At 32.7% G+C, this 25,514-nt stretch carries 24 protein-coding genes and 1 tRNA gene; 10 read left to right on the top strand and 15 right to left on the bottom strand.

Annotated elements, in window-relative coordinates; all coding sequences use genetic code 11:
* Positions 1-16 precede the first annotated feature (16 nt).
* The 5 genes from CXF54_RS15060 to CXF54_RS15040 form a co-directional block, all read right to left on the bottom strand.
* Positions 17-469, bottom strand: coding sequence for a retropepsin-like aspartic protease (locus CXF54_RS15060; protein WP_090838090.1), 453 nt, complete (start codon positions 467-469; stop codon positions 17-19).
* The gene (locus CXF54_RS15055) at positions 453-3,038 is read right to left on the bottom strand and encodes a CHAT domain-containing protein (RefSeq protein WP_101204126.1); all 2,586 of its coding nucleotides are present in this window, start codon (positions 3,036-3,038) and stop codon (positions 453-455) included. Before CXF54_RS15055 ends, CXF54_RS15060 begins: the two co-directional genes overlap by 17 nt.
* A gap of 39 nt (positions 3,039-3,077) precedes the next feature.
* Positions 3,078-5,036, bottom strand: coding sequence for a PKD domain-containing protein (locus tag CXF54_RS15050; RefSeq protein ID WP_101204125.1), 1,959 nt, complete (start codon positions 5,034-5,036; stop codon positions 3,078-3,080).
* 173 nt (positions 5,037-5,209) lie between these two features.
* A complete protein-coding gene (locus tag CXF54_RS15045) occupies positions 5,210-6,196 on the bottom strand; it encodes a hypothetical protein (protein ID WP_101204124.1) in 987 nt (328 codons plus the stop codon).
* 74 nt (positions 6,197-6,270) lie between these two features.
* The gene (locus CXF54_RS15040; protein WP_101204123.1) at positions 6,271-6,711 is read right to left on the bottom strand and encodes a hypothetical protein; all 441 of its coding nucleotides are present in this window, start codon (positions 6,709-6,711) and stop codon (positions 6,271-6,273) included.
* Positions 6,712-6,847: 136 nt separating this feature from the next.
* On the opposite strand from CXF54_RS15040, the gene CXF54_RS15035 reads away from it, so the two are divergent.
* The 10 genes from CXF54_RS15035 (at position 6,848) to CXF54_RS14990 (ending at position 13,778) form a co-directional block, all read left to right on the top strand.
* Positions 6,848-7,429, top strand: coding sequence for an RNA polymerase sigma factor (locus tag CXF54_RS15035; protein WP_101204224.1), 582 nt, complete (start codon positions 6,848-6,850; stop codon positions 7,427-7,429).
* A 4-nt stretch (positions 7,430-7,433) separates the two neighbouring features.
* On the top strand, positions 7,434-8,186 hold the full coding sequence (locus CXF54_RS15030) for a tetratricopeptide repeat protein (RefSeq protein WP_101204122.1): 753 nt from the start codon (positions 7,434-7,436) through the stop codon (positions 8,184-8,186).
* A gap of 80 nt (positions 8,187-8,266) precedes the next feature.
* Complete coding sequence (locus CXF54_RS15025; RefSeq protein ID WP_101204121.1) at positions 8,267-9,034, top strand: TatD family hydrolase; 768 nt, start codon at positions 8,267-8,269, stop codon at positions 9,032-9,034.
* Positions 9,035-9,161: 127 nt separating this feature from the next.
* Positions 9,162-10,193 carry an asparaginase gene (locus tag CXF54_RS15020; protein WP_101204120.1) on the top strand — a complete coding sequence of 344 codons (1,032 nt, stop codon included), beginning with the start codon at positions 9,162-9,164 and terminating at the stop codon, positions 10,191-10,193.
* Between the two features lie 71 nt (positions 10,194-10,264).
* Positions 10,265-10,352 (top strand) — tRNA-Ser (locus CXF54_RS15015).
* A gap of 221 nt (positions 10,353-10,573) precedes the next feature.
* Positions 10,574-11,353 (top strand): MotA/TolQ/ExbB proton channel family protein, encoded by a 780-nt coding sequence (locus tag CXF54_RS15010; protein ID WP_090838074.1) that lies wholly within the window; start codon positions 10,574-10,576, stop codon positions 11,351-11,353.
* A gap of 34 nt (positions 11,354-11,387) precedes the next feature.
* Complete coding sequence (locus CXF54_RS15005; RefSeq protein ID WP_090838072.1) at positions 11,388-11,831, top strand: hypothetical protein; 444 nt, start codon at positions 11,388-11,390, stop codon at positions 11,829-11,831.
* 2 nt (positions 11,832-11,833) lie between these two features.
* On the top strand, positions 11,834-12,442 hold the full coding sequence (locus CXF54_RS15000; RefSeq protein WP_101204119.1) for an ExbD/TolR family protein: 609 nt from the start codon (positions 11,834-11,836) through the stop codon (positions 12,440-12,442).
* Between the two features lie 11 nt (positions 12,443-12,453).
* The gene (locus CXF54_RS14995; RefSeq protein WP_101204118.1) at positions 12,454-12,924 is read left to right on the top strand and encodes an ExbD/TolR family protein; all 471 of its coding nucleotides are present in this window, start codon (positions 12,454-12,456) and stop codon (positions 12,922-12,924) included.
* A gap of 158 nt (positions 12,925-13,082) precedes the next feature.
* On the top strand, positions 13,083-13,778 hold the full coding sequence (locus tag CXF54_RS14990) for a porin family protein (RefSeq protein WP_101204117.1): 696 nt from the start codon (positions 13,083-13,085) through the stop codon (positions 13,776-13,778).
* Here CXF54_RS14990 and CXF54_RS14985 read toward each other — a convergent pair.
* The 10 genes from CXF54_RS14985 to rpsB form a co-directional block, all read right to left on the bottom strand.
* Positions 13,773-14,378: a phosphatase PAP2 family protein gene (locus CXF54_RS14985; protein WP_101204116.1), complete on the bottom strand. Its 606-nt coding sequence runs from the start codon at positions 14,376-14,378 to the stop codon at positions 13,773-13,775. The two genes, CXF54_RS14990 and CXF54_RS14985, sit on opposite strands and share 6 nt — an antisense overlap.
* Positions 14,379-14,431: 53 nt before the next feature.
* Positions 14,432-15,892: an RNA polymerase factor sigma-54 gene (gene rpoN / locus CXF54_RS14980; RefSeq protein WP_090838063.1), complete on the bottom strand. Its 1,461-nt coding sequence runs from the start codon at positions 15,890-15,892 to the stop codon at positions 14,432-14,434.
* 126 nt (positions 15,893-16,018) lie between these two features.
* Positions 16,019-17,449 (bottom strand): asparagine--tRNA ligase, encoded by a 1,431-nt coding sequence (gene asnS, locus CXF54_RS14975; RefSeq protein WP_090838062.1) that lies wholly within the window; start codon positions 17,447-17,449, stop codon positions 16,019-16,021.
* A 36-nt stretch (positions 17,450-17,485) separates the two neighbouring features.
* Entirely contained in the window at positions 17,486-19,897 is a 2,412-nt protein-coding gene (locus CXF54_RS14970) for an efflux RND transporter permease subunit (protein WP_101204115.1), read from the bottom strand.
* A 63-nt stretch (positions 19,898-19,960) separates the two neighbouring features.
* Positions 19,961-21,250 carry a DUF5686 family protein gene (locus CXF54_RS14965; RefSeq protein ID WP_101204114.1) on the bottom strand — a complete coding sequence of 430 codons (1,290 nt, stop codon included), beginning with the start codon at positions 21,248-21,250 and terminating at the stop codon, positions 19,961-19,963.
* Positions 21,237-21,974, bottom strand: a complete 738-nt coding sequence (locus CXF54_RS14960; RefSeq protein WP_101204113.1) for a peroxiredoxin family protein — start codon at positions 21,972-21,974, stop codon at positions 21,237-21,239. The genes CXF54_RS14965 and CXF54_RS14960 overlap by 14 nt, the downstream gene beginning before the upstream one ends.
* A 77-nt stretch (positions 21,975-22,051) precedes the next feature.
* The gene (gene frr / locus CXF54_RS14955) at positions 22,052-22,609 is read right to left on the bottom strand and encodes a ribosome recycling factor (protein ID WP_090838053.1); all 558 of its coding nucleotides are present in this window, start codon (positions 22,607-22,609) and stop codon (positions 22,052-22,054) included.
* Between the two features lie 69 nt (positions 22,610-22,678).
* Positions 22,679-23,386, bottom strand: a complete 708-nt coding sequence (pyrH, locus tag CXF54_RS14950; protein WP_090838050.1) for a UMP kinase — start codon at positions 23,384-23,386, stop codon at positions 22,679-22,681.
* A 229-nt stretch (positions 23,387-23,615) separates the two neighbouring features.
* Positions 23,616-24,575: a translation elongation factor Ts gene (gene tsf / locus CXF54_RS14945; protein WP_090838048.1), complete on the bottom strand. Its 960-nt coding sequence runs from the start codon at positions 24,573-24,575 to the stop codon at positions 23,616-23,618.
* An 87-nt stretch (positions 24,576-24,662) separates the two neighbouring features.
* Positions 24,663-25,454: a 30S ribosomal protein S2 gene (rpsB, locus tag CXF54_RS14940; RefSeq protein ID WP_090838046.1), complete on the bottom strand. Its 792-nt coding sequence runs from the start codon at positions 25,452-25,454 to the stop codon at positions 24,663-24,665.
* Positions 25,455-25,514: the final 60 nt, after the last annotated feature.

Below are 25,514 nucleotides of genomic sequence, written 5' to 3'. Positions count from 1 at the left end.
AAATAAAAATAAAGGCTTATACTAATTTTTTAAGGTACAAATATTTTTTTTCGTAATCAATTATTCCTTTTACCTTCTTTAAAATGTCTGCTCCAATTATACCGTCAACAGGTTGTGCGTTGTGGTTTATTAATGCCGTATTAACATGACTTAAATCAAACAATACTAAAGCCGATTTGTATATTTTTAGACGTCCTAGTTTAATAGTATTATTTTTAGAAACCTGAGTTGCCATATTGGTAGCACCTGCTCCTGCAGCTAGTATTTTAGAGTCTTTTACCTTTTTTAGTTCAAATTTTTGAGCAGCTTCAAAACCAACACAACTATTGGAAGCACCAGTATCTAAAATAAACAATCCTTTTACACCATTAATAGTTGCTTTTATTTCAAAATGATTGGTTTTAGTTAGTTTTAGTTTAACTCTAATATAGTCTTTGGCAAATAAAAAGTCTTTAAGTGTGTTGTCCATTTTTGCGTCTACGTATTATAATCCATAAAAGTAAAGTAATACCTAAACCAATAAAAGTAAAAAGGATATATTTTGTTTTACTAGTTGGTGTGATCGGCGTTAAATGGCCATAATACATAAAGGCGCTCCAGTAATATGGTGACTTTTTTACATTTGAAATAGATGGGTCATTTAAGTAATCTAATTTTGATAAATGATTAGCTGCAAAAGGCGACTTTGTAGTGTTGTAATTTTTGTAAAATGAAGCCATTAATTTAGACGTCGATAAATCATTAATTTTCCATAATGAAAATAGGATGTTTTCAATACCCGCATATTGAAACCCACGAACCAAATTCATGCTACCTTCCCCTTTTGTAAGTCGCCCTATGCCGGTTTCGCACGCACTTAACACAACCAATTGATTGTTTAAATCAAGGCTGTAAAGATCGTTTAAAAATAATTTTTGGTCAATAAAATCAATGTTTGCTGGAATGTTAAATGTACCACTGCTTGCGTGTGTAGATAAATGTAAAACACCGTAATTTTTTGCTTGTTGTAAGGCATCGTTTTTGGTAGCGGCTTGATGCATTAAAAATTTAGCATTGGTTTGTTTATCTATGCTCTCGGCTTCGTTTAAAGAGTAAGTTAGTGTGGCGTTACTGTTTTCAAATACAGGAAAGACACCCAAAACACTATCGGTATATTTAAAATCAGAAGTGTTTAAATATAATAATGCACTTGTATTGTAGGCTAAAGTTTGGGTGTTAGCAACAAAGGGCATTTTGGAATAACTTGTAGTGTTTGTCTTTTGGCTTAATAAGCTTTCAAAAGGAATAAAGTTTAAAAAACCATCGGTTATGATTATTACATTTTTGGATACTGAAGTAGTGTCAAACTGTAATAATTGATAGAGGTTAAAAGCGTCTGCTGTAAAATTTGGGATGTTGTTGTTTATTGCAGACGAATTATTATAATAGTCGATATACTTTGCTATAGACTGATCAAAAACGGAGTCTTTTTTAATTTTATTAAGCGCTACTGTTTTATCAGAAATTATAAATTGAAAGACATCTGTTTCGCCATAAAAGTACTCAACTAATAAGGCATTATCTTGTTTTAATTTACTTTGAAGTTGTTGGATTGATGCTGAAGTATCTCTGGACTCAGGATATTTATTGTTAATATTTTCTTGTAACTGTTTTAAGGTCCTACTTACTATGGTTAACGCTTGGCTTACAGTGTCTGTTTGTACCCCGTTTTTTTGATACTGTGCTTTTATCAATGTGTTGGTTAAACGTGCTTGTTGTTTTAAAAAGTAACCTTCTTGTATTAATAAGCTGTCTTCAGGATAACGTTCTAGTAGTGTTTTTTTGCCAACCATTTCCTTTAAAATAGCTCCCTTGTTTTTTTCTGCATAATTAAAGGCGAGTTCAATGTAGGTTGTATTAGAGGTTGTTTGAAAAGCATCAAAAAGTAAATTTATACAAGATTCACTTCGTTTTCTGTTGGCGCTTAAATGAATAAGTTTAGCTTCCTGAGAGGTCAAGGTACTTGTAAGCAAGTTGGAAATATAAAAACTTAAGTCGTAACAAGCCAATGCATTGTTATGATTGGGTTGTAATACAGCAAGTAAATCAAAAATATCTATAAAGGTGTTTTCTGGATATAAGGTTTCCTTTTTTGGAAGTCCATTATAATCTTGGTTAGGAATCAAAAATTTTAATGCTCCTTTTAGTTCTGTTAAGGACGCTTCAGACTGATCTAATTTATAGTGAAGTTGTGCTTTTTTGACATGCAGTTTTGCTAACATTCTACTGCTAGTAGTGTTATTATAGGCTTTGGATATTATTTTATTTAAATGTTGGAGCGCCTGTTTGTGTTTTTTTGTTTTGATAGCAAGATTGTAATCTGTTTCTAACGTGTTCAGGTTATACGCCTCCACATTGTTTTTGGTAGGAATATCTTCCGTGCTTGATATAAGATTTAAGGCAATTTGACAATTAACATTTATTTGAATTAGTTTTTGCTTTTGACTAGCGGTTAGTCCGTTAGTGTTTAATCCATTTTTAGCTACAGTATTTGCAGACTCAAATTTACCAATAGTGTAATATAGTTGTGCTAAATTTATAGTACCACTAATTTTGTTAGGGTTGTCTTTTTGTTTTTCTGCAAGAAAAAGATAGTGTTTAATCGTGTTTTCTGCGTTGGTGTAATCTCCTACCTTATTATAAAGGATGCCTAATGGTTTTAAGCAATACTCTGTAATGTTATAGGTATATACTTTGTTTAACTCTTGTTGGTTATAAACATCTAAAGCTGCTTCGTAAGCTGCAATAGCTTTTGTCTGTTGATTGATATTGTCTAAATGATTGGCTTTGTTTACTAATAAAAACAAGTAGGCAAAATAATGGTCTTTTGTTTTTAGTTGCGGTTTAAAATCGGTTTCTTTATTTAATAATTTTGAAAATGTTTCAGGATTTCGGTTTGCATTAAAAGCTTCTGTAGCAACATAAATAGCTTCTTCTAAATCTTGCGAAAAACAACTTCCGAAGATTAAAAAAAAGAATATGATAAGGCTATGTTTCATAAAAAAAAATAAAGGCTAAATAGGGTTTGCTTCTGTTACTTAAAACTTCCAAATGGCATAAAACTGCATGTAGTTATAGTTTTCTTTAAAATTGAAAACATAACGAGCGCCAACGCTAGGCCCAATTCTTGCAAAACCAGCAGTGGCTTCCACTAAAAAGCCTGTTCTGAAATTGGTAAATGATGACGATTCTGATGTAGAGGATGATGTCGGATCTAAGTTTGGGACTGGAAATGTACCTGCTTCATCTTCAAAATAACTGGTAGTTGCGGTGACTTCGCTTTTTTCGCTGACAGATAACATTCCTTGTAATCCAGCGCCTAGACCAATATAATTATTGATGTTGTATCTAGCAAGAACAGGAAGTTCCCAATCAATATTATCATATGCTTTTGTCGTTGTTGTGCGTTCCCAATATGGGAACCCAACTGGTGTGTCTTCATCTAAAGTGTTGGTAAAGGTTGATTGTCCGTTATAGGTGTGAAAACTATTTAAAAGCTCGACTTGCCAATACCATTTATATGATTTGTAAGGTGATATTGTAGCACCAACAAAATAACTTTTAGAATTATCTAAATCTGAAAACGAGTTGTAACCGGCTTTAGCGCCAATTGAAATACCTGGCAAAAACCTAGTTGTCGAGTAATTGGTAATTATAGGATCGTTTTTATCAAAAATTATGGCTGTACGAGATTTTGTTTTTTGTTTATGAAAATCCTTTCCAAACTTAATCTGATACTTAACAAAGCCTTTTGTGGAGTCGTAGACTTTTACATTTTTTTGCTCGCTACCTGGTAAATAAATGTTTTTGAATGTAAAAATGGCTTGCTTTGCAGTGTATGTTGTGTCTAAACAACTGTATTGCACATTGTGTTTTGGGCAAATCTTGACTTTTGGATACATGTCTAGGACCTCAATAGATGCTTTGTCAAACATATCAGGTATGTCAGTTTCTAGTCTAATGGTAGACGCTGGACCTTCTCCGTTATTCTGAAATCTAATTTTAAACTTCGGTTTTTTAAATCGTACCAATCGGTAGTTTAAAAAAGTCGAGTTTGATGACATTTTATTTGGGTCATGAGATGTCACAATTTCCATTTCCATGTCTTTTACATTGTGGTTGTCATAATTATTATCAGGAATATAAACGCCTCTAACAGAAATTATAGCACTGGTATCTTTTAGCATTTCGGGCGTTGTTTTTAATGTGTAAAATACATTACGCTCCTCATTAGGTTGCATGTTGTTAAAGCTTAATTGACTTGAGTTCTTGTAATTTGCTTTTGCTTCGGCTAGGGTTAATGGTAAGTTTTGTCTTTCGGTAGAATCTTGAGGTGTAAAATAAGCACGCAAGCTTTGAGTTTCCGCGGAAGCGTAATAAGTATTGTTTTCCGTTTTAGACGTGTAAACAAAATCTTTGTTGTCTTGTTTAGTTTCGCCATGATATGTTCTGGTATCAGTGATTTCAAAATTGGCATCGTTGTAAACGGTTTCATTATAAAACAGCATTAGTTTACCATTGGTCGCGTAGTCTTTTTTGTTTTTGTATTTAAATATTACTACTATTTCTTCTTCTGGGATAGGCTCTCTGTTGCGTTGCAAATCTATACCATCATCCATAGAGGCTTGCTCGCTAATGGTATTGTCAGCATTATCTACCTTAATCTTTTTTGGTCGTGTGGTTGGTGGTTTACCGGTGTCGTAATTATTAGTGGCCCAAAGTTTAACTTCGTATTCTCCTGCTTTTTTATAGCTTTTTGATGGTGTATTTTCCTTACTGTACGTACCATCTCCAAACTCCCAATAATTAGTGTAAAAAGCTTTTGGGGCACCTGCTATTTGGTCTAATGCGGGTGCATTGGCATTAAATTGCACTTGATTACCAACCATTTTATGTTCTATTGTGGCAATTGGTGTTACGGTGTCATTTACGGGTTGTTGCTGCGCATGACCTAATAGGACAGAGCAGGTTAGTAGTAAGGAGAAAAGCGTTTTCATGTTTGAGATTGATTTAATAGCGGAATAAATTTAGTGATTAATTTATAGATGCCTATTTATAAATCGATTATTGGTGAGTTTGAGTAAATAATTGGTGGGTTTTGGTAAAGGATTAGGACGTAAAAAAGTCAGAAAAATTAATTTCTGACTTTTAAATTTAAGTAGGCTAATGGTTATGGTAAACCATTTATTAATGCTGTTAGTGCAGCTTCAGTACCGGTAGTGGTTTCTAATAAGGTAAACACTATGGTTCCGTTATCTACTATTGTTACTGGTTTGATAGCGTATCTCCAAACCCCATTATCTTCAGTCACAAAAATAACATGACATTCTAATCCAATTGGGATTTGTCCATAATGCTCGCTAAATAATTGTAAAGTGTCATCAAAGGTATCCAAAGCTGCTAAACCAGACTCTTCTCCGTCGTATGATAAATAAATAGCACTATTAGAAAAATCATATCCGTTTGGTGCCTGAACTAGTAGTTGTGTTTTTGGCCTAGAATCGCTGTAAAAACGATCTACGTTTGACCATCCAAAACCTTGAAGTATGCCATAATACTCAGTTCCTTCTACAAAAACATCTGCACCTTGTGCTGGTTTATCTACTTCGTCCCAAGTTAGGTTGTCTTCTGCATCAATCTGACCTTCCCAAAGTGACATTAAAGGATCTGCACCGCCTGTTAAACTAGCCGGTATTACTAGTTGTAAACCACAATTGGTAGTTAATGGAATCCCGTTTTGGGTCGCTTCAATAAAAAACTCACCTCCTGATATTAATACACTTTTATCGCCATTTGGCAATTCGCCCATGGTTGGTTTGTGTGTGGTTAGCATGCTTCCTTTGTCAAATAACTCTACGTATTCTAAATCTACTTGTCCGGTCACTGGGTTTCCGTTTAATGTTAAGCAGTTTCCGTTAATGTTTATTTGTACACCATTTGCAGACGTCAGTGTAATATTTCCATCGCTAGGATCAAATTGAAAATTTTGTGTGTGATTAGCTAAGGCGTTAGTTCTAATATTTTTAAATTCTTGCGCAGTAGCCGGAATAATGTTGTTTTGAGAGTCAAAATCATCATTATCATCTTGAGGATCACAACTAGTAAAAAATAAAGTGGTGATAAAAAAGGTTCCTAAAATTGTTTTTAAATGTTTCATAATTTTAAAGTTTAGTTGTTTTACAGCTTTATATAAACAGGGTAATGGTTTTGTTACCCTGTTTTAAGTGGTTTTTATTTTGTGTTTCCGTTTGCTATTATTTTGTAGGATACAATATCACCTTTGGCTACTAAATCAATCATTTTTTTAGCTGAAAATTCTGATGTAGAAAATCCCTTAGCATATCCTTTTTCGCTTTTAACTTCCCAAAAGTAAACACGACTATCTTTTTTAAGTAATTCGCTTCTTAGTACAAAGTAGTTGGTTATTTTTCGTTCTAAAACAACTTCAGTCTGTCCTACTATATTAGATCGTTTTTTAGCTTCAAATAATGTTGTTGCAGTCCCGGAAAATGTTCCGTTTGTTGTAGTTACTGTCCAGTCGTAAACTTGGATAACGTCATCGTTAGTAATTTCTAAAAATGTTGTTGAGTTACTAATTGGTTTTAATGTGTTAGCATTAGCGTTTAATAATCCTAATACTACTGTTGCGATAATTAAAATTGAATGTCTCATAATTTCTAAGTTTTAAATTTATTTTTAGTTTTTGTGTTGTCAGATTTTGTCTGTTACACCCTTATATCAAAACCATTTAAAATTTGTTACCCTTATTTACTTAAGTTTTTTTAAATTCGTTGGAAACAAAGGGTTTATGAGTGAGAAAAAAATACACGAAGACCAGAAGTATGTTGATGGCCTAGTGGCTAACAACTCCTTTATTATACAAGCTATCTATGATACGTTTGTCCCTAAAGTGATTAATTATATAAAGCAGAATAGTGGCGATGCAGATCAAGCGCAAGACATTGTTCAGGACACCATTATAACTATATATAATCAGGGCAGTCAAAAACAATTGCAATTAACGTGTCCTTTTGATGCTTACTTTTTTTTATTGTGTAAACGTAAGTGGTTAAACTATTTGAAAAAAAACAATAAAAAAGAGGTAACAATTAACGAAGAGGTGCTATCTAAAGATGACGACGCACAAGAGTTGTCTTTTGAAACCTCACTATTTGAAGATAAGCAAGTCTTATTTAATCAAATGTTTCAAAAACTTGGAGCGGCTTGTAAAGATTTACTTAAAGCAACCTTTAAAACCAAGTCAATGGAAGAAGTTGCTAAAAGTTTAGATATAAGTTATGCTTACGCACGAAAGAAAAAATCACTTTGTATCGGGCAATTAACCAAGTTAGTTCAAGAGTCGCCAACATTTAATCAACTTAATTATTAAAGTTATGGAAGCACAAGATTACACCCTTTTTGAATCTTATTTATCAGGTGATTTAACCAAAGAAGAACAAATCGCTTTTAAAGCTAGGTTAGACACTGACCATGCCTTTAAAGAAGCCTTTACTATCTATAAAGAATTTTCTTCCAACTTAGAACATAGCATTGGTAACGAAGAAAAAAATGCTGATTTTAAAGCTAATTTAGAAGCAATTTCTGCAAAGCATTTTAATAAAGAAACAACAACGGGTAATGTAGAATCTAAAAAGACATTTAGTTTATACAAATATGCCATAGCAGCAAGTGTTGCTTTAATAATGGGCTTTTTTGTGTATAATCAGTTTTCAGGAGGCGCAAGTTACTCGGATTTTAACACACATCAAACGGTAGATTTTTCGGTTAGAGGATCAGAAGGTAATGTGGGGCTGTTAATTAAAACTACAAAAGCATTTAATAATAAGGAGTATGAGAAGGCTAGGACTTATTTGGAAGAGTTACTTCAGGACGATCCTGATAATGTGGAATATAACTTTTATTATGCTATTACTAATATCGAGTTAGATAATTTCGCTAAAGCGGAAACAACTTTAGAGATAATCTCACAAGGAAGCTCTGCCTATATCAACAGAGCCAAGTGGTACTTAGCACTTAGTAAGTTAAAGCAAGATAAAAACGAAGCTTGTATTGCTATACTAAAGACAATACCGGCAGATGCAGATGATTATAGTCAAGCACTAACGTTATTGAAAAAAATAGAATAATAAAGACACCTTATATATAAGGACGTAAAATACTTATCTAAAAGTCATCATATCCATGATGACTTTTTTATTTTTGCCACATGATAATTACAGATACACATACACATTTATATAGCGAAGCTTTTGATGAAGATAGAAAAACAATGATGGAACGCGCATTGGATGCAGGCGTGTCTAGATTGTTTGTTCCTGCAATAGACAGTACATATACAGATAGTATGTTACAGTTAGAAAAAGACTATCCAAAACAGGTGTTTTTAATGATGGGTTTACATCCAACACACGTGAAGGAAAATTATAAAGACGAGTTAGCACATGTTACAGAGATGCTTAATACGCATAAATTTTATGCTGTTGGAGAAATTGGTATAGACTTATACTGGGACAAAAGCACTTTGGAGATTCAGCAAGATGCATTTAGACAACAAATACAATTAGCAAAACAACATAATTTACCAATTGTAATACATTGTCGTGATGCTTTTGATGAGGTATTTCAAGTTTTAGAAGAAGAAAAAGGTGACGATTTATATGGTATTTTTCATTGTTTTACGGGAAGTTTAGAGCAAGCACATCAAGCCATATCATATAACATGAAGCTTGGTATTGGAGGAGTAGCGACATTTAAAAACGGAAAAATAGATCAGTTTTTGAATCAAATAGATTTAAAACATATCGTTTTAGAGACTGATTCGCCTTACTTAGCACCAAAACCATACAGAGGTAAACGTAACGAAAGTAGCTACATTATTAAGGTAGTAGAAAAGTTAGCGGAGATATATCAAGTCTCAGAACAGCAAATAGCAGATTGTACTACAGACAATTCAAAATTAGTTTTTGGGATATAAGTTTGCTTTATTAAGCATAAAGGTAAAACCTATTTGCTAACCTATACTTACACTATATTTGCAAGGACTGCGCATAATTATATATTTTAATTAAGCATAATAATTTTGAGTAACACCTACTAAGACTATGACTAAAACTATTCCTAATATACTCCTTATTTATACAGGTGGAACCATTGGTATGATTAAAGACCCTGAAACAGGAGCTTTGCGTGCTTTTGATTTTGAGAATTTATTAGTCCGTATACCAGAACTTAAGTTGTTAGAATGTACTATTGAAACGTATTCATTTAACCAACCAATAGATTCTAGTAACATGAATCCTGACTATTGGATTCAAATAGCAGAAGTTATAGAGACTAATTATGATGCGTTTGATGGATTTGTTGTATTGCATGGTAGTGATACTATGAGCTATACTGCTTCAGCTTTAAGCTTTATGCTAGAGCATTTAGCAAAACCAGTCATCTTCACAGGGTCGCAACTACCTATTGGCGATCTACGTACGGATGCAAAAGAAAACTTAATTACATCAATACAAATAGCTTCTTTACAGTATTATAATAAACCCGTTATAAAAGAAGTTGGATTGTATTTTGAATATAAATTGTACCGTGCTAATCGTACCACAAAGATTAATGCAGAGCATTTTGAAGCATTTGCTAGTTTAAATTATCCAGATTTAGCAGAAAGCGGAGTCCATTTAAAGGTTAATAACGAGTATTTGTTTAAACCAAATGCAAGAAAAGGCTTGGTGGTGCATAAAGCATTAGATTCTAATATTGCTTTAGTAAAGTTGTTTCCTGGTATTTCTAAAAACATATTAGAAAGTATTTTTAATACAGAAGGATTAAAAGGTGTTGTTCTAGAAACGTATGGCGCAGGAAACTGTTCTACAGAAGAGTGGTTTTTAGAGCTGCTAAAAGACACTGTAAATAAAGGTATTCCTATTATTAATGTGACACAATGTTCAGGCGGAAGTGTGTTAATGGGGCAGTATGAAACTAGTGAAAAGCTTAAAAGAATAGGTTTAATCTCCGGAAAAGACATCACAACAGAGGCTGCATTGTGTAAATTAATGTATTTACTAGGAGAAAATATATCTGCTAACTTATTCAAAACCATATATGAAACGGCGTTGCGAGGAGAAATGTCTTAAAATTAACCCATAAAATTTTAACTTATAGTTTTTTTTTTGTTATTTGCCCTACTGTAATTAGTAGTATTTACAGAGAGGTGGCCGAGTGGCTTAAGGCGCACGCTTGGAAAGCGTGTATGCGTTAATAGCGTATCGAGGGTTCGAATCCCTTTCTCTCTGCAAGAAATTTGAAACGGACGGATGTTTTATTGAAATGGTTTTTACGTTATAAAAAAGCCTTTAATTGACAAACATCTTAAACTTTTGGATTTTTTTGATAACTTTTAGTAGTAAAAAGCAAAACTTATTGGTTTTACTTCAGCTCTTTTTGTTATTTTTATTTTTAATTACAATTTTTTTATATCTTTAACACTTTAACTAATAAAATTAAGAACAACAAAATGAAAAGAATTTTTTCTATCCTAGCCATAGCGTGTATCATGGCATTCGGAACTGCAAATGCAACTACTAGTGCTGCAATGACTGCTGCAACTACTGTAGTACTTACACAAGACGATACAACTACTGCTGCTGCAACTGCAGACGAAAACTTAACGTTTCACCAAGAACTTAAAAAACGTTTTATTGAAGGTGGACCAGGTTTTATGGGTATTGTATTATTATGTTTAATTCTAGGATTAGCAATAGCTATCGAAAGAATTATCTTTTTAAATTTATCTACAACTAACTCTAAAAAGTTAACTCAAGATGTAGAAGATGCACTTCAATCAGGTGGTTTAGAAGCTGCTAAAGAAGTTTGTCGTAACACAAAAGGACCAGTTGCATCTATCTTTTACCAAGGTTTAGACAGAGCAGATGGAGACTTAGAGTCTGCTGAAAAAGCTGTTGTAGCTTATGGTGGAGTTCAAATGGGACAATTAGAGAAAAACGTATCTTGGATTTCTTTATTTATCGCATTAGCACCAATGTTAGGGTTCATGGGAACTGTAATTGGTATGATCCAAGCTTTCGATAAAATTGAAGCAGCTGGAGATATGCAACCATCATTAGTAGCAGGGGGTATTAAAGTAGCCTTATTAACTACTGTATTTGGACTTATTGTAGCAATTATATTACAAATTTTTTATAATTACATTATCGCTAAGATAGATAGTATTGTTAACGATATGGAAGACTCTTCTATTAACTTAATGGATATGTTATCTAAGTACAAGAAATAATTTACTCAATAACTAACTTTAAAAATTAAAGAATATGCACAAGATTTTAAAAATAGTTGCTTTAGTATTGAGTTTAGCTGGTATCGGAGTTTTAGTAAATATTATTGTAAAAGGAGATGAAACTATTAAAGCAATGGCTTTAGATGGTGACACTTCAGTTGTAGAGCCAATGGCTATTATAGCTTACATAACATTAGGACTAGTATTAGCATTTGTATTGTTTTTTATCTTAAAAAACTTATTTACAAGTGGTAAATCACTAAAAAGTACATTAATTGGTTTAGGTGCTTTTGCAGCTGTCCTTTTAATTGCTTATGTTGTTTCAGGAGGAGATACTAACATCTATAAATACAATGGATTAGTAGCATCAGAAGGCGAGTCTACAATGGTAGGTGCTGGATTAGTAGCATTTTACATCCTTATTTTAGGTGCAATTGCGACGATGTTTTTTTCAGGTATTAAAAAATTAATTAAATAATTATGGCAAAAAGATCAGCACCAGAAGTTAATGCCGGCTCTATGGCTGACATTGCCTTCTTATTATTAATATTCTTCTTAGTTACAACAACTATTGAAGTAGATTCTGGTATTAGTTCAAAACTGCCACCAGATATCCCACCACCAGAAACTGTTATTAAGCAGAAAAATATCTTTACTGTCGAGTTAAACAAGGACAACCAAATGTTGGTTGAAGAGGAGTTAATGGATGTCAAAGATTTAAAAGCAGCAGCTTTAGCGTTTATTGATAACGGTGGAGGAGAGAATGCAGCAAAGCAGAAATGTGATTATTGTAACGGTGCTAAAGACCCTGCGTCTTCAGATCACCCTGAAAAAGCAATTATCTCTATAACCCATTCTAGAGCTACAGATTACAATACGTTTATTGTAGCTTATGATCAATTGGTTAGTGCTTACACTGAATTAAGAGAACGTTTAGCGCAAAGGCTTTACAGACGTTCTTTTAAAGAAATGGAGTTGACTTATGATGATTCTAAATCACCTCAATTTAAAAGTGAAAAGTTAAAAGCTAAAATTGATAATATTAAGGACAAGTATCCTAGAATTATCTCTAAAGCAGAACCTAAATAATTTATTAAACTATGTCAAAATTCAAAAAAGAAGGCAGTAAAGAATTGCCAGCTATTTCTACAGCATCTCTACCGGATATTGTATTCATGCTATTATTCTTTTTTATGGTAGCTACCGTAATGAGAGACAGTAGTTTGAAAATTAAAAATAATTTACCGTCTGCTGCGGAAACTGAAAAATTAGGACAAAAAAACTTAATCATGTTTATATACGCTGGGAAACCAAGTGACCAATATAAAAGCATGGGTGAGGAACCTAAAATTCAATTAAACGATAAGTTTGCAGATATTAATGAAATTGCATCTTTTGTGGCTGCAGAGCGCGCATCTAAGCGTGAATCTGAAATACCACAATTAATTGCAGCTTTAAAAGTTGATAAAGAAACAAACATGGGTCTTGTATCAGATATCGAGCAACAATTACGTAAAGTAGGACAATTGAAAATTAATTATACTACTAAAAAAGGTAGTGGACTTAAATAAAAATTACTCTTAATTTTATAGCAAAAAGGTGTTTTGAATTTTCAAAACACCTTTTGTTTTTTTATATCTTTATGGTAAAGGATTTATCTATAGTTGCAAAACTAGATTATGTTTGTTCTGTTAGTTAATTCTGATTATTATTTGCATTTGTTTTACGTATGAAATACATAATATTTTTATTTGCGGTTTTATTTTTTGCACCAACTAGTTTTGCTCAGGAAGCAGTGGGTTACCAATCCGTTGTTGATTCGCTTTACAGAGAGGATCAATTTTATTTGGGTATAACGTATAACCTTTTGGGTAACAAACCAGCTGAGGTCTCTCAAAATTCATTCTCAAGTGGTATTCACATGGGAGTTATAAGAGACATGCCGATAAATAAAAATAGAAACAAAGCTATTGGAGTAGGTTTAGGATTGTCTTTTAATTCTTATAATCAAGACTTATTGATTTCAGAGAGTAATGGAGTAACATCATTCTCGGTACTTGATGAAGACGAAACAAGCTATTCTAAAAATAAATTTTACACTTATATAGTAGAAATGCCTATTCAATATAGATGGAGGACATCTACGCCAACTGAATATAGCTTTTGGAGAATTTATACTGGTTTTAAAATGGGATATGTGTTTGCCAACGGAACTAAATATTTAGGAGATCCTGAAGATATCAAATTGACTAATTCCGATGCTTTTACTAAGCTTCAGTATGGATTAACGTTGAGTGCTGGTTACAATACGTGGAATTTTTACCTGTACTATGGATTGAATACGATGTTTGATAATCAAACTATAGATTCTAAGTCTTTAGATATGTCTTCAATCAAGGTTGGTTTAATGTTTTATATTTTATAACCAATACTTTAATACTATTATTTGCGGTATAATCCCAATTAGTAATCCTGCTATTAACTCTTTAGGTGTGTGTGCTTCCAGATATAATCTAGATGTCGCTACTGCACCTGTAATTATTGCAAACAAGGCTAAGCTGCCATTTATATTGATACTAAAATGTATCGCAAACGCAACAAAAAACATAAATACACCACCTGTAGCAATTAAATGTATACTGGCCTTAAATTTTAATAGTGCTAGTGCAAGGCAAGTTAAGTTTGATAGTAGTACGGCTACAAAAAAGTAGTGTAACTCTACTATTTGATTTTCTGGAAATACACGGTATATAATTAAACTTACAATAACGCAATTAACAACCAAAGGTATAATACGTTCTTTAGTTGTTTTTAAATGTATAGTCTCCGTTTTACCTAATGTTTTTAATAGAAAATAAACCATTATAGGTAACACTACAGAAAGTATAGTTATGGAAACTAACTTAGCATATACAAACGGTTCTGGACTAAAACGTGGTGATTTTGTAAAATAGAAATGAATTGCCAATAAAGGCATTATTATAGGATGAAAAACAACCGATATGCTTTTAATTATCCATTTCATTTTAAATAGGTATTGAGCTGTTTGTAAGTGTTAATGTTTAGTAATTGATAACATTAGATTTTCTTACGTAATCTAGCAACAGGTATGTCTAGTTGTTCTCTATATTTAGCAACAGTACGGCGCGCAATAGGATACCCTTTTTCTTTTAATATTTTTGCTAATGCAGCATCTGTTAAAGGCTTTTTCTTGCTTTCTTCTTCAATAACAGTTTCTAATATTTTTTTGATTTCTCTTGTAGATACTTCCTCTCCTTGATCATTAGTCATTGATTCAGAGAAAAATTCTTTAATCAATTTTGTACCATATGGTGTGTCAACATACTTACTGTTTGCAACACGCGAGACTGTAGAGACATCCATTTCTATCTCGTCAGCGATATCTTTAAGAATCATAGGTCTTAAATTACGCTCATCACCGGTTAGAAAGAACTCTTTTTGGTAATTCATAATAGAACTCATAGTAACAAATAAAGTCTGTTGACGCTGCTTAATAGCGTCTATAAACCATTTTGCTGCGTCTAGTTTTTGTTTGATAAACATAACCGCATCTTTTTGCGACTTAGATTTGTCTTTACTTTCTTTGTAACCTTTAAGCATGTTATTATACTCTCTAGATACATGCAGTTCTGGTGCATTACGACCATTTAATGTTAGTTCTAATTGGCCATCTACTATTTTTATTGCAAAATCAGGTACGACGTGTTCTACAATTCTATTGTTACCTGCGTATGATCCTCCTGGTTTTGGATTTAGACGTTCAATTTCGTGAATGGCATCTTTTAATTGAATTTCAGTAATATCAAATTTCTGCATTAATTTTTTGTAATGCTTTTTTGTAAACTGATCAAATGCATTATCTATAATGTCTGTGGCTAATTGTACATCTGGTTGTTTCTCTTTTCTATGTAATTGTATACTTAGACATTCTTGAAGGTTTCTTGCACCAACACCAGCGGGATCTAATTGATGTACTATTTTTAAGACTTTGCCAACTTTTTCTTCATCTGTATACACACTTTGCGTAAATGCTAAGTCGTCTACAATATCACTTAATACACGACGGATATATCCGCTCTCATCAACACTACCTACTAAAAACTCGGCAATATCACGTTCGTCATCAGACAAGCGGTACGTATTTAATTGGTTTACTAAATGTTGCGTAAAAGATGTTCCGGCAGCATAAGGGACACTTTTTTCTTCATCATCCGCGCTGTAATTGTTTACGCTTGTGCGGTAATCTGGTATTTCGTCATCGCTTAAATAATCATCTACATTAATATCTCCAGCATCTATTGTTTCGTTATCATCAAAGTCATCTTGAGTATTATCCAGATCGTTATCAAACTCGTCAACATTTTCTTCCTTCCCAGTATCTAATGCAGGGTTTTCTTCTAACTCTTGCTTTAAACGTTGTTCAAATGCTTGCGTTGGCAACTGTATCAATTTCATTAATTGAATTTGTTGTGGCGACAACTTTTGCGATAATTTGAACTGTAAATATTGTTTAAGCATGATTTGTTTTAGAATTAGGATAAAAATAAAAAAAACAATCTACATTTTTGATTTTAGTAGATTGTTTTAATATATAATTTTATTAATTAGATAAACGGTTTTGTTTCATAGTTTATCTAAGCTAGTTTAAAACTCAGCATTTTGAGGTGTTCTAGGGTAAGGTATTACATCTCTGATGTTTCCCATTCCTGTTGCAAACATTACTAAACGTTCAAAACCTAAACCAAAACCAGAGTGTACTGCAGTTCCGTATTTACGTAAATCTAAGTACCACCATAATTCTTCTTCAGGAATATCTAGTACAGCCATTTTTTCTTTTAAAACGTCAAGACGTTCTTCACGTTGCGATCCTCCTACTATTTCTCCAATACCTGGAAATAAAATATCCATAGCTCTTACCGTTTTTCCATCTTCGTTTAAACGCATGTAAAAAGCTTTGATATTTGCTGGGTAATCAAATAATATTACAGGACATTTAAAATGCTTTTCTACTAAAAAGCGTTCGTGTTCTGATTGTAAATCTGCACCCCATTCTTCAATAATATAATTGAATTTTTTCTTCTTGTTAGGCTTAGAGTTTCTTAAAATATCAATAGCTTCAGTATAACTAACGCGTTTGAAGTTGTTTTCTGTTACAAACTTTAATTTCTCGATTAAAGATAATTCGCTACGCTCTGCTTGAGGCTTCGTTTTTTCTTCATCTAAAAGACGCTTGTCTAAAAACTCTAAATCGTCTGCATTATGTTCTAATACATAAGAAATAACCGATTTCATAAAGTCTTCAGCTAAATCCATATTACCCGCTAAGTCCATAAAAGCAACCTCAGGTTCAATCATCCAAAATTCTGATAAATGACGTGATGTGTTTGAGTTTTCTGCTCTAAATGTTGGTCCAAAAGTATATACTTTACCTAAAGACATGGCGTATGTTTCTGCTTCTAATTGACCAGAAACAGTAAGGTTTGTGTCTTTTCCAAAAAAGTTTTTAGTTTGGTCTACGCTACCATCTTCGGTTAATGGTGGATTTTTTTGATCTAAAGTACTTACTCTAAACATTTCTCCTGCTCCTTCTGCATCACTACCTGTTATTATTGGCGTGTGCATGTAGTAAAACCCATTGTCGTTAAAGTATTTATGTACCGCAAAAGATAATGCAGATCGTAAACGCATAACTGCACTAAACGTACTTGTACGCGTACGTAAATGTGCATTTTCTCTTAAAAACTCAAAACTGTGTTTTTTAGGTTGAATTGGATATGTTTCTGGATCAGAATCTCCTAAAATTTCAATTTTAGTTACTGTTACTTCAACAGATTGTCCTTTTCCTTGACTTTCTACAAGTTCTCCTGTTATGGAAACTGCAGCACCTGTTGTAATACGTTTTAATAGTGCTTCGTCTGTGTTTTCAAAATCGACTACACATTGGATATTATGTAATGTTGAACCGTCATTTAAAGCAATAAATCTATTGGCTCTAAAGGTACGAACCCAACCTTTTATTTGTATTTCTTGTAATTTGGTTTCTTTAAGTAAAGTGGCTACTGTAAATGATTTCATTTTTAAAAAATTTAATTAAAAATAGAGTGTTCTCTTTTATTTTTCTTCGGAAACAGATGTGTTTTCATCATCATCGTCTCGTGGTATAATATTAATTGTTGGCTCTTTTAATACTTGTTTATTGGCAATGCTTCGTTCTAAAGATAATAATAACGATGGTAATAAAAGTAAGTTAGATAACATCGCAAATAACAGTGTTACTGATACTAATGCACCTAATGCTACTGTACCTCCAAAACTTGAAATTATAAATACAGAAAATCCGAAAAACAATACTATAGATGTATAAAACATACTAACACCTGTTTCGCGTAAAGCGCCATAAACAGATTTTTTTATTTTCCAATTATTGGCCTGTAATTCTTGTCTGTACTTTGCCAAAAAGTGAATGGTGTCATCCACAGATATTCCAAATGCAATACTAAAGACTAATATGGTTGAAGGTTTTATTGGCACACCAATGTAACCCATTAATCCAGCAGTTACGACTAACGGTAATAAGTTTGGAATTAATGACACAACTATCATTCTAAACGATCGAAACATATATGCCATAAATAGCGAAATTAAAATAACTGCTAAAGACAATGATATGGCTAGATTTTTTACTAGATATTTTGTTCCTTTTTGAAAAACTAATGCTTTACCAGTCATGGTTACATTGTACTGCTCTTCGGGAAATACATTAGTAATTTTATCTTGTAAATTTTCCTGAATACGCTCCATTTTGTCAGTCCCAATATCTTTCATAAAGGTGGTGATACGCGCATATTGTCCAGTACTATCAACAAAGTTTTTTAGTAAATCGACATTTGAAGTCGAGTTTTTAGCATAGGATAATATAAAGTTATTTTCCATACTAGTTGGTAATTGGTAGTATTTTGGATTACCGTTATAGTAAGCTTGCTTAGAATATTTTACTAATCCTACAATTGAAATAGGCTTAGAAAATTCAGGAGTCTCGTTTATAAACTCTTCAATTTTATTCATTCGTTTTAAGGTAGCCAATTTCATAACGCCTTGCTTACGCTTGGTGTCAATCATTATTTCTAAAGGCATGATACCATCAAATTCTTCTTCAAAAAATCTGATATCTTGAAAAAATTCTGCTTTTTTAGGCATGTCTTCTATCAGACTTCCAGATATTTTTATTTGAAAAATACCAATCAAGCATACAATTAGTAAAACAATAGAAGTAATATAAATAGTAATACGTTTGTCTTTTACCATACGTACTGTCCAGTTTACAAAACCACCAATCCAACGCTTGTTTAGATGTTCTAAATGGCGCTCTTTAGGATAAGGTAAAAAGGTGTAAATTATTGGTATAATTAAAAGACACAATACAAAAATAGCAAGTATGCTTAGTGAGGCAACAACACCAAACTCTTTAAGTAATGTGCTTTCCGTTAGGATAAATGTAGCAAAACCAGAAGCAGTAGTTACGTTTGTCATTAATGTGGCATTACCAACTTTGGTAATAACACGTTGTAAACTTTTTACTTTATTACCATGCGACTTGACCTCGTGTTGGTATTTGTTTATTAAGAATATACAATTTGGGATTCCGATAACAATTATTAATGGCGGAATTAAGGCTGTTAGTACTGTGATTTCATACCTAAGCATCCCTAGGATTCCTAACGTCCACATTACACCAATGCAAACAACAACTAATGATATTAGTGTGGCTCTAAATGATCTGAAAAATAAAAAGAAAATTAATGAGGTGACTAATAACGCAGCAAGAACAAATAGATTAATCTCATCTACTATATTTTGAGCATTAAGTGTTCTAATATAAGGCATTCCAGAAACTCTAACATCTAAGCCTTCTGCTTTTTCAAAAGCCTCTATTTTTTTGACTAGATTGTCTACTATAAAGTCTTTTCTTGCAGGTGTATTAACTATATCTTTTTTTAAGTATATGGCTGTTCTAACCGTTTTGGTTTCTTTATTAAATAAAAAGTTATCGTAAAAAGGATATTGGTTAAATAGCTGGTCTTGCAGTTTTTCGATTTCTGCTATAGATGAAACCGAATCTTTTATAAACGGTTCTAGCGTAAATTTTTCGTGTTCTTGATCTTTTACTAATTTTTGTAGGTCTTTTATTGAAACTACTGTTTCAACTTCTGGTGCGTTTCTAAAACTATCAGAAAGGGCATTCCAGGCATTTAACTTTTCTACGGTAAATAGTGTCGTGTCCTTGACACCTAAGACCACCAGGTTACCTTCTTCTCCAAAGACTTTTAAAAAGTCGTTGTAAGTTATATTTACTTCATGGTCGTCAGGAAGTAGGTTGGCTTCACTATACGTAAAACGCATATACTTCCATTGTGTACTAAAAAGTATAGTAACGACAACTACTCCAAGAAGAATAGTTATTTTGTTGCGCAAAATTAATCTTGCTACAACGTCCCAGAAATTTGCTGAAAATAGTTTAAACATAATGCTCTAAAAAACGGAGCAAAGGTATATAAAACCATTGTATTTAGTAAGACAAATTTAGTTTTATAATGTAATATTAAAAGTGAATTTTATTGCGATATTATCTTCTTCGTTAGGTAAGTGATAAGCACCATATCTGTAAGTCCCGCTTAGTCCAAATCCGAATAGTAATTTGTTAATCTCAAAGCCACTTTCTGTGTATCCATGATTTAGCGTACCAAAATTTACGTTTTCATGTCTAGATATATTATTCATGTTACCTAGTGCGTAACGCGTAACTAGCACTAGTTGTGGATTAAAGTGTTTAGCTATGGCAAAAGGTTTTACATAATGTTTAACAACAAGTGTAGAGAATCTGTCCGAGAAAAACTCGTTAAAATACATGGTTTCAAAACTGTTTATACCAGCTACAGAAAATCGTTGCAGAATGGTTTCTTTAGTAATGTTGTTAGGGTAGGCATGATAGAGATGCGTTAAAGGCGTGTTTCCATGTGCTATACCGGCAGATAAAGTCCCTATGGTGTAAGAGTGTTTGTTGTGTTTTATTTTATGAATGGTTCTAAAATCTAACTTAGAAAAATTAAAGTCCGCGTTAAGTACATCTCTAAAACTTTTGGTGTATTGTAATGTAAATTTTGGATACCCTTCATTTTTTATAGTGGCGCCTTCTTTATTTTTTTCGCTAGTATTGAATGGATCCCATTGCAATGCCATTTTTGCGGTTGTAGTTTCAAAACCGCTATACTTTTGTCCATTAAGATTATAGTTATAAGCATAAGTTGGTCTTATGTTGCTTATTGCTAATTCGGTTTTTGTGTATAGTTCTGGGGTGATCTCATGTTCTAAAGATATAGAGGAAGTGATATGTTTATGAAATAAATCTATGTTTAGTAATCGCGGTTCGAAAAAAGAAAACGATCGGGTATCTGTTATAAAGGCAGAACTTCCCGTTTCTTTTAAATCGTCAACATAAGAAATGTTAAACCAAGTTTTGGTGTCTTTGTTGATCCTAAATCCACCACCTATTTTGTATTTAAAACTATCGTCTTTAAATCCGTAAACTAAGTAAGAATCAATTCTGTATTTTTCTGAAAATTTATCGTTTGTAATTCCGCCTAAACCTGTTCTAAATCCTTCGTATTGGTTAAATTTAATTAGGTAACGCAAATCAAAATTCCATATTTTGGTAGGAAAAAAACCATTTCCAATTTGCTTTAAAAGTTCTCCGGATTTTGTAGAATCACTTACTTTTAAATTGTTACCCTCAGGATCCTGCGCGTAACTAGAAGTTATACTAAAAAAGCTTAATATAACTAGACAGTAGTTAAGCTTTAGTAATTTATAGTGCTGCATTTATTGCTTTGGTAAGTACCGTTTTTATATTGGTTCTATAACCTATTTCTTTAGCTACAATTTGTCCTTCTTTATCAATAACGATTGATGTAGGATAGCTTTGAACGCCATACATGGTAATAACGTCATTGGCATTAGATGCGATTGTAAAGTTGAAATCTGAATCTTTTAAAAACTGTTCTACTAAATCTTTAGAATTAAAAGTGATAGCCAAAAACTTAACTTTTTTATCCTTGAAGTTAGTCTTTAGTTTGTTTAGTTCTGGCATTTCTTTAATACAAGGTCCGCATTTAGTAAACCAAAAATTAAGTACCACAACATGTCCCTTTAGTTCAGATAATTTAATGGTGTTTCCGTCTAAATCTGTGGTAATAAAGTCTAACGCTTTTTCGCCTTTAGTAAAATTAGCTTCAGGATTTTTAGCTATAACATTGTTAGCCGCTTTAACACGTTTAAATACAATCGATTTTATGGCTTTGTTTTGATCTACGTAAAATAAGGGTTTGTAGTCAGAGTTAGTCATTAATTGTACTTGCGACATTGGTAAAAGTTTACCTTTTTCGTTGTACAATAATACATCTGGAGTAATTGCTATCTCCATAGTTTTTACTTCCTCATCGGATAAAAGACGTTGGTCTGAAGGTAAAAACTTATAGTCTTGTGCTTGTAGTAAGCCAAAACATAAAAATGCCAATAAGAAAGCAATAGATTTTAAAAACTTCATAAGTATTAATTTAAATACTAAAACGTTTAATTTTAATAAAAGTTATAAAAAAAGCGACTAATTAGTCGCTTTTAAGATTATACTGTCATGATCTCAGTTTCTTTACTAGAAAGCAGTTCTTCAATTTTCTTAACGTATTTATCCGTTAATGCTTGTACATCTGCTTCTGCGTTTTTCTGAATATCTTCAGAAGCATCTTCCGTTTTCTTAATATCGTTGTTTGCATCTTTACGTGCACTTCTTATACCAACTTTAGCATCTTCAGATTCTACTTTTGCTTGCTTAGCAAGTTCACGTCTACGCTCTTCAGTTAATGGTGGTACACTAATAATTAATAAATCACCATTATTCATTGGGTTAAAACCAAGATTGGCAATCATAATTGCTTTTTCTATAGCTTGAAGCATGTTTTTTTCCCAAGGCTGTACTGTAATTGTACGACCATCAGGTGTGTTAACGTTGGCAACTTGACTTAATGGTGTCTGCGACCCATAATAATCAACCATAACACTTCCTAACATGGCAGGACTTGCTTTTCCAGCCCTAATGTTTACAAATTGTTTTTCAAGATGCTTAATGGCTTTTTCCATTGCTTCTTTTGTGCTGTCTATTATAAATGTAATGTCTTCGTTCATGGTAATGTGATTTAATACTTATTGACTTTCAAAAAGCGAGCCAATTTTAAACGTAATATAGTATTCTAATTATAAACTTACTTGTGTTCCTATTTTTTCTCCTGACACTACTTTCATTAAATTCCCTTTTGTATTCATATCAAATACAATAATTGGAAGGTCATTTTCTTGACTTAATGTAAATGCTGTAGTATCCATTACTTTTAGACCTTTACGTAAAACGTCATCAAAAGTGATGTGATCAAATTTAATAGCTGCGCTATCTTTTTCTGGATCTGTATTATAAATACCGTCTACACGTGTTCCTTTTAAAATAACATCAGCTTCAATCTCAATAGCTCTTAAAACCGCAGCAGAATCTGTAGTAAAATAAGGATTACCTGTTCCACCTCCAAAAATAACAACACGTCCTTTGCGTAAATGGCTCATTGCTTTTCTACGGATAAAAGGTTCTGCGACTTCGTTAATTTTAATGGCAGTTTGTAATCTAGTTTTAATGTCAGCATCTTCTAGTGCTTGCTGTAAAGCTAAACCGTTAATAACGGTTGCAAGCATTCCCATATGGTCACCTTGTACACGATCCATTCCATTCATAGCCCCAGCCACACCTCTAAAAATGTTTCCGCCACCAATAACTATGGCTACTTCAACACCTTTTTCTGTAACTGCTTTAATTTCTTGAGCATATTCAGAAAGGCGTTCTGGATCTATACCATATTGACGGTTTCCCATTAGGGCTTCACCTGATAATTTTAGGAGTATGCGTTTATATTTCATGTGTGTGTTATATTGTTTTTAGCTGGTGACATGTTACTTCCGGCTTGTACTTCTCTTGTTTATAAGAATAGTGCATTATTGAAGTTTTATAAGTCGTACTGAAAGTTTAGCAAAGCTAAGTGTTTTTATGCATAAAAAAAACCACTAACTCTAAAAATAGAGTAGTGGTTTTAAATATGTATAATTATTTTTAAATTTTTCGCTTACGCGGAAATAAAAAATAGTTAGTCTATCCTAAAGATACACGTTTGAAATCTGTTACAGTAACATTTTTAGTTGCTACGTAAGCTTCAACAGTTACTTTTTCGTCTTTAATAAAACGTTGATCTAATAAACATTGTTCTTGATCTAAAGTTGTGTTGTCAGAGATGAAACGGTCCATTTTACCAGGTAAAATTTTGTCCCAAATTTGTTCTGGCTTACCTTCAGCTTTTAATTCTGCTTTAGCAGCTTCTTCAGCTTGAGTAATAACTTCAGGAGTTAATTGAGACATAGAAATGTACTGAGGTACATTTTTTAATGTTTTTCCTAAACGTCCTAATTCGATGTTATCTTTTTCAATTACGGCAATTCTAGCTTCAGTTTCTGAGGCAACAAATGCAGGGTCAAAATCTTTGTATGATAATGAAGTTGCTCCCATAGAAGCTACTTGCATTGCTACGTCTTTACCAACAGTTTCTTCTTTTTCAGATAAACCAACTAAAGCACCAATTTTGTTAATGTGAACGTAAGAACCAACATAAGGAGCTTCTAATCTTTCAAAAGCGTTGATTTCTAATTTTTCACCTACTACACCAGTTTGTTCAACTAATTTTTCTGCAACTGTCATACCTCCAAAGTCTGCAGCTAAGAAGTCTTCTTTGTTATCAAAGTTAAGTGCGATGTCTGCGAATTGACCTGCTAATGCTAAAAATGATTCATTTTTACCAACAAAATCAGTTTCACATCCTAATACGATTGCAACACCTACAGTGTTGTCAGCGTTAATTCTTACTGCAGCAGCACCTTCAGAAGAATCTCTGTCAGCTCTTTTTTCTGCTACTTTTTGACCTTTTTTACGTAAAACGTCAATTGCTTTGTCAAAATCACCACCTGCTTCAACTAATGCTTTTTTGCAGTCCATCATTCCTGCTCCAGTAGCTTTTCTTAGTTCGTTTACTTGTGCTGCTGAAATTTTTACTTCGCTCATAATAAGTATAATTTAAAAAAAGTCGTTTAATTATTTTTCAACAAAGAAAAGAATCAAACGACTTATTAGTGTTTTGTAAATGTTATTTTATTCTTCTTCGTCTTTAGCTACTACTGCTTTTTTAGGTGCTGCTTTTTTCTCTACTTTAGCTGCATCTTTACTAGCTTTAGCTGCTTCCTTGTCTGCTTTTTCTGCTTTACGTTCGTTTAATCCTGCAGATACAGCATCAATTACGTGCGTTAAGATTTTGTCAATTGATTTTGAAGCATCATCATTTGCTGGTATTACGTAATCTACTTGACGTGGATCAGAGTTAGTATCTACCATTGCAAAAATTGGAATGTTTAATTTTTGAGCTTCTTTAATCGCGATATGCTCACGTTTAATATCAACAACAAATAAAGCACCAGGTAAACGCGTCATGTCTACGATAGAACCTAAGTTTTTCTCTAACTTAGCTCTTAAACGATCAACTTGTAAACGTTCTTTTTTAGATAACGTTAAAAACGTACCGTCTTTCTTCATTCTATCAATAGTAGCCATCTTTTTGATTGCCTTACGGATAGTAACAAAGTTAGTTAGCATTCCACCAGGCCATCTTTCAGTAATGAAAGGCATGTTAATGCTACCTGCTTTTTCTGCTACGATATCTTTTGCTTGCTTTTTTGTTGCAACAAATAAAATCTTACGACCTGAAGCTGCAATTTTTGCTAATGCATCTCCAGCTTCTTCGATTTTAGCTGCTGTTTTATATAGATTGATTATATGGATACCGTTACGCTCCATATAAACGTAAGGTGCCATATTTGGATCCCACTTACGTGTAAGGTGACCGAAATGTACACCTGCTTCAAGTAATTCTTTTACTTCTACTGCCATTTTGTAATAGTTTACGTTCTTGTGAATTAGCAATAATTAAGTGGTCATTTATAAATAAAT

This window comes from Olleya sp. 1-3, from assembly GCF_002836085.1.
GTDB classification, from domain to species: Bacteria; Bacteroidota; Bacteroidia; order Flavobacteriales; family Flavobacteriaceae; genus Olleya; species Olleya namhaensis.
This window is presented reverse-complemented; position numbering and strand designations above follow the sequence as displayed.

Excerpts from the sequence above, each read along its gene's own strand:
- CXF54_RS15060 (WP_090838090.1), bottom strand. The coding sequence starts at position 469 with ATGGACAACACACTTAAAGACTTTTTATTTGCCAAAGACTATATTAGA.
- CXF54_RS15055 (WP_101204126.1), bottom strand. The coding sequence starts at position 3,038 with ATGAAACATAGCCTTATCATATTCTTTTTTTTAATCTTCGGAAGTTGT.
- CXF54_RS15050 (WP_101204125.1), bottom strand. The coding sequence starts at position 5,036 with ATGAAAACGCTTTTCTCCTTACTACTAACCTGCTCTGTCCTATTAGGT.
- CXF54_RS15045 (WP_101204124.1), bottom strand. The coding sequence starts at position 6,196 with ATGAAACATTTAAAAACAATTTTAGGAACCTTTTTTATCACCACTTTA.
- CXF54_RS15040 (WP_101204123.1), bottom strand. The coding sequence starts at position 6,711 with ATGAGACATTCAATTTTAATTATCGCAACAGTAGTATTAGGATTATTA.
- CXF54_RS15035 (WP_101204224.1), top strand. The coding sequence starts at position 6,848 with ATGAGTGAGAAAAAAATACACGAAGACCAGAAGTATGTTGATGGCCTA.
- CXF54_RS15030 (WP_101204122.1), top strand. The coding sequence starts at position 7,434 with ATGGAAGCACAAGATTACACCCTTTTTGAATCTTATTTATCAGGTGAT.
- CXF54_RS15025 (WP_101204121.1), top strand. The coding sequence starts at position 8,267 with ATGATAATTACAGATACACATACACATTTATATAGCGAAGCTTTTGAT.
- CXF54_RS15020 (WP_101204120.1), top strand. The coding sequence starts at position 9,162 with ATGACTAAAACTATTCCTAATATACTCCTTATTTATACAGGTGGAACC.
- CXF54_RS15010 (WP_090838074.1), top strand. The coding sequence starts at position 10,574 with ATGAAAAGAATTTTTTCTATCCTAGCCATAGCGTGTATCATGGCATTC.
- CXF54_RS15005 (WP_090838072.1), top strand. The coding sequence starts at position 11,388 with ATGCACAAGATTTTAAAAATAGTTGCTTTAGTATTGAGTTTAGCTGGT.
- CXF54_RS15000 (WP_101204119.1), top strand. The coding sequence starts at position 11,834 with ATGGCAAAAAGATCAGCACCAGAAGTTAATGCCGGCTCTATGGCTGAC.
- CXF54_RS14995 (WP_101204118.1), top strand. The coding sequence starts at position 12,454 with ATGTCAAAATTCAAAAAAGAAGGCAGTAAAGAATTGCCAGCTATTTCT.
- CXF54_RS14990 (WP_101204117.1), top strand. The coding sequence starts at position 13,083 with ATGAAATACATAATATTTTTATTTGCGGTTTTATTTTTTGCACCAACT.
- CXF54_RS14985 (WP_101204116.1), bottom strand. The coding sequence starts at position 14,378 with ATGAAATGGATAATTAAAAGCATATCGGTTGTTTTTCATCCTATAATA.
- rpoN (WP_090838063.1), bottom strand. The coding sequence starts at position 15,892 with ATGCTTAAACAATATTTACAGTTCAAATTATCGCAAAAGTTGTCGCCA.
- asnS (WP_090838062.1), bottom strand. The coding sequence starts at position 17,449 with ATGAAATCATTTACAGTAGCCACTTTACTTAAAGAAACCAAATTACAA.
- CXF54_RS14970 (WP_101204115.1), bottom strand. The coding sequence starts at position 19,897 with ATGTTTAAACTATTTTCAGCAAATTTCTGGGACGTTGTAGCAAGATTA.
- CXF54_RS14965 (WP_101204114.1), bottom strand. The coding sequence starts at position 21,250 with ATGCAGCACTATAAATTACTAAAGCTTAACTACTGTCTAGTTATATTA.
- CXF54_RS14960 (WP_101204113.1), bottom strand. The coding sequence starts at position 21,974 with ATGAAGTTTTTAAAATCTATTGCTTTCTTATTGGCATTTTTATGTTTT.
- frr (WP_090838053.1), bottom strand. The coding sequence starts at position 22,609 with ATGAACGAAGACATTACATTTATAATAGACAGCACAAAAGAAGCAATG.
- pyrH (WP_090838050.1), bottom strand. The coding sequence starts at position 23,386 with ATGAAATATAAACGCATACTCCTAAAATTATCAGGTGAAGCCCTAATG.
- tsf (WP_090838048.1), bottom strand. The coding sequence starts at position 24,575 with ATGAGCGAAGTAAAAATTTCAGCAGCACAAGTAAACGAACTAAGAAAA.
- rpsB (WP_090838046.1), bottom strand. The coding sequence starts at position 25,454 with ATGGCAGTAGAAGTAAAAGAATTACTTGAAGCAGGTGTACATTTCGGT.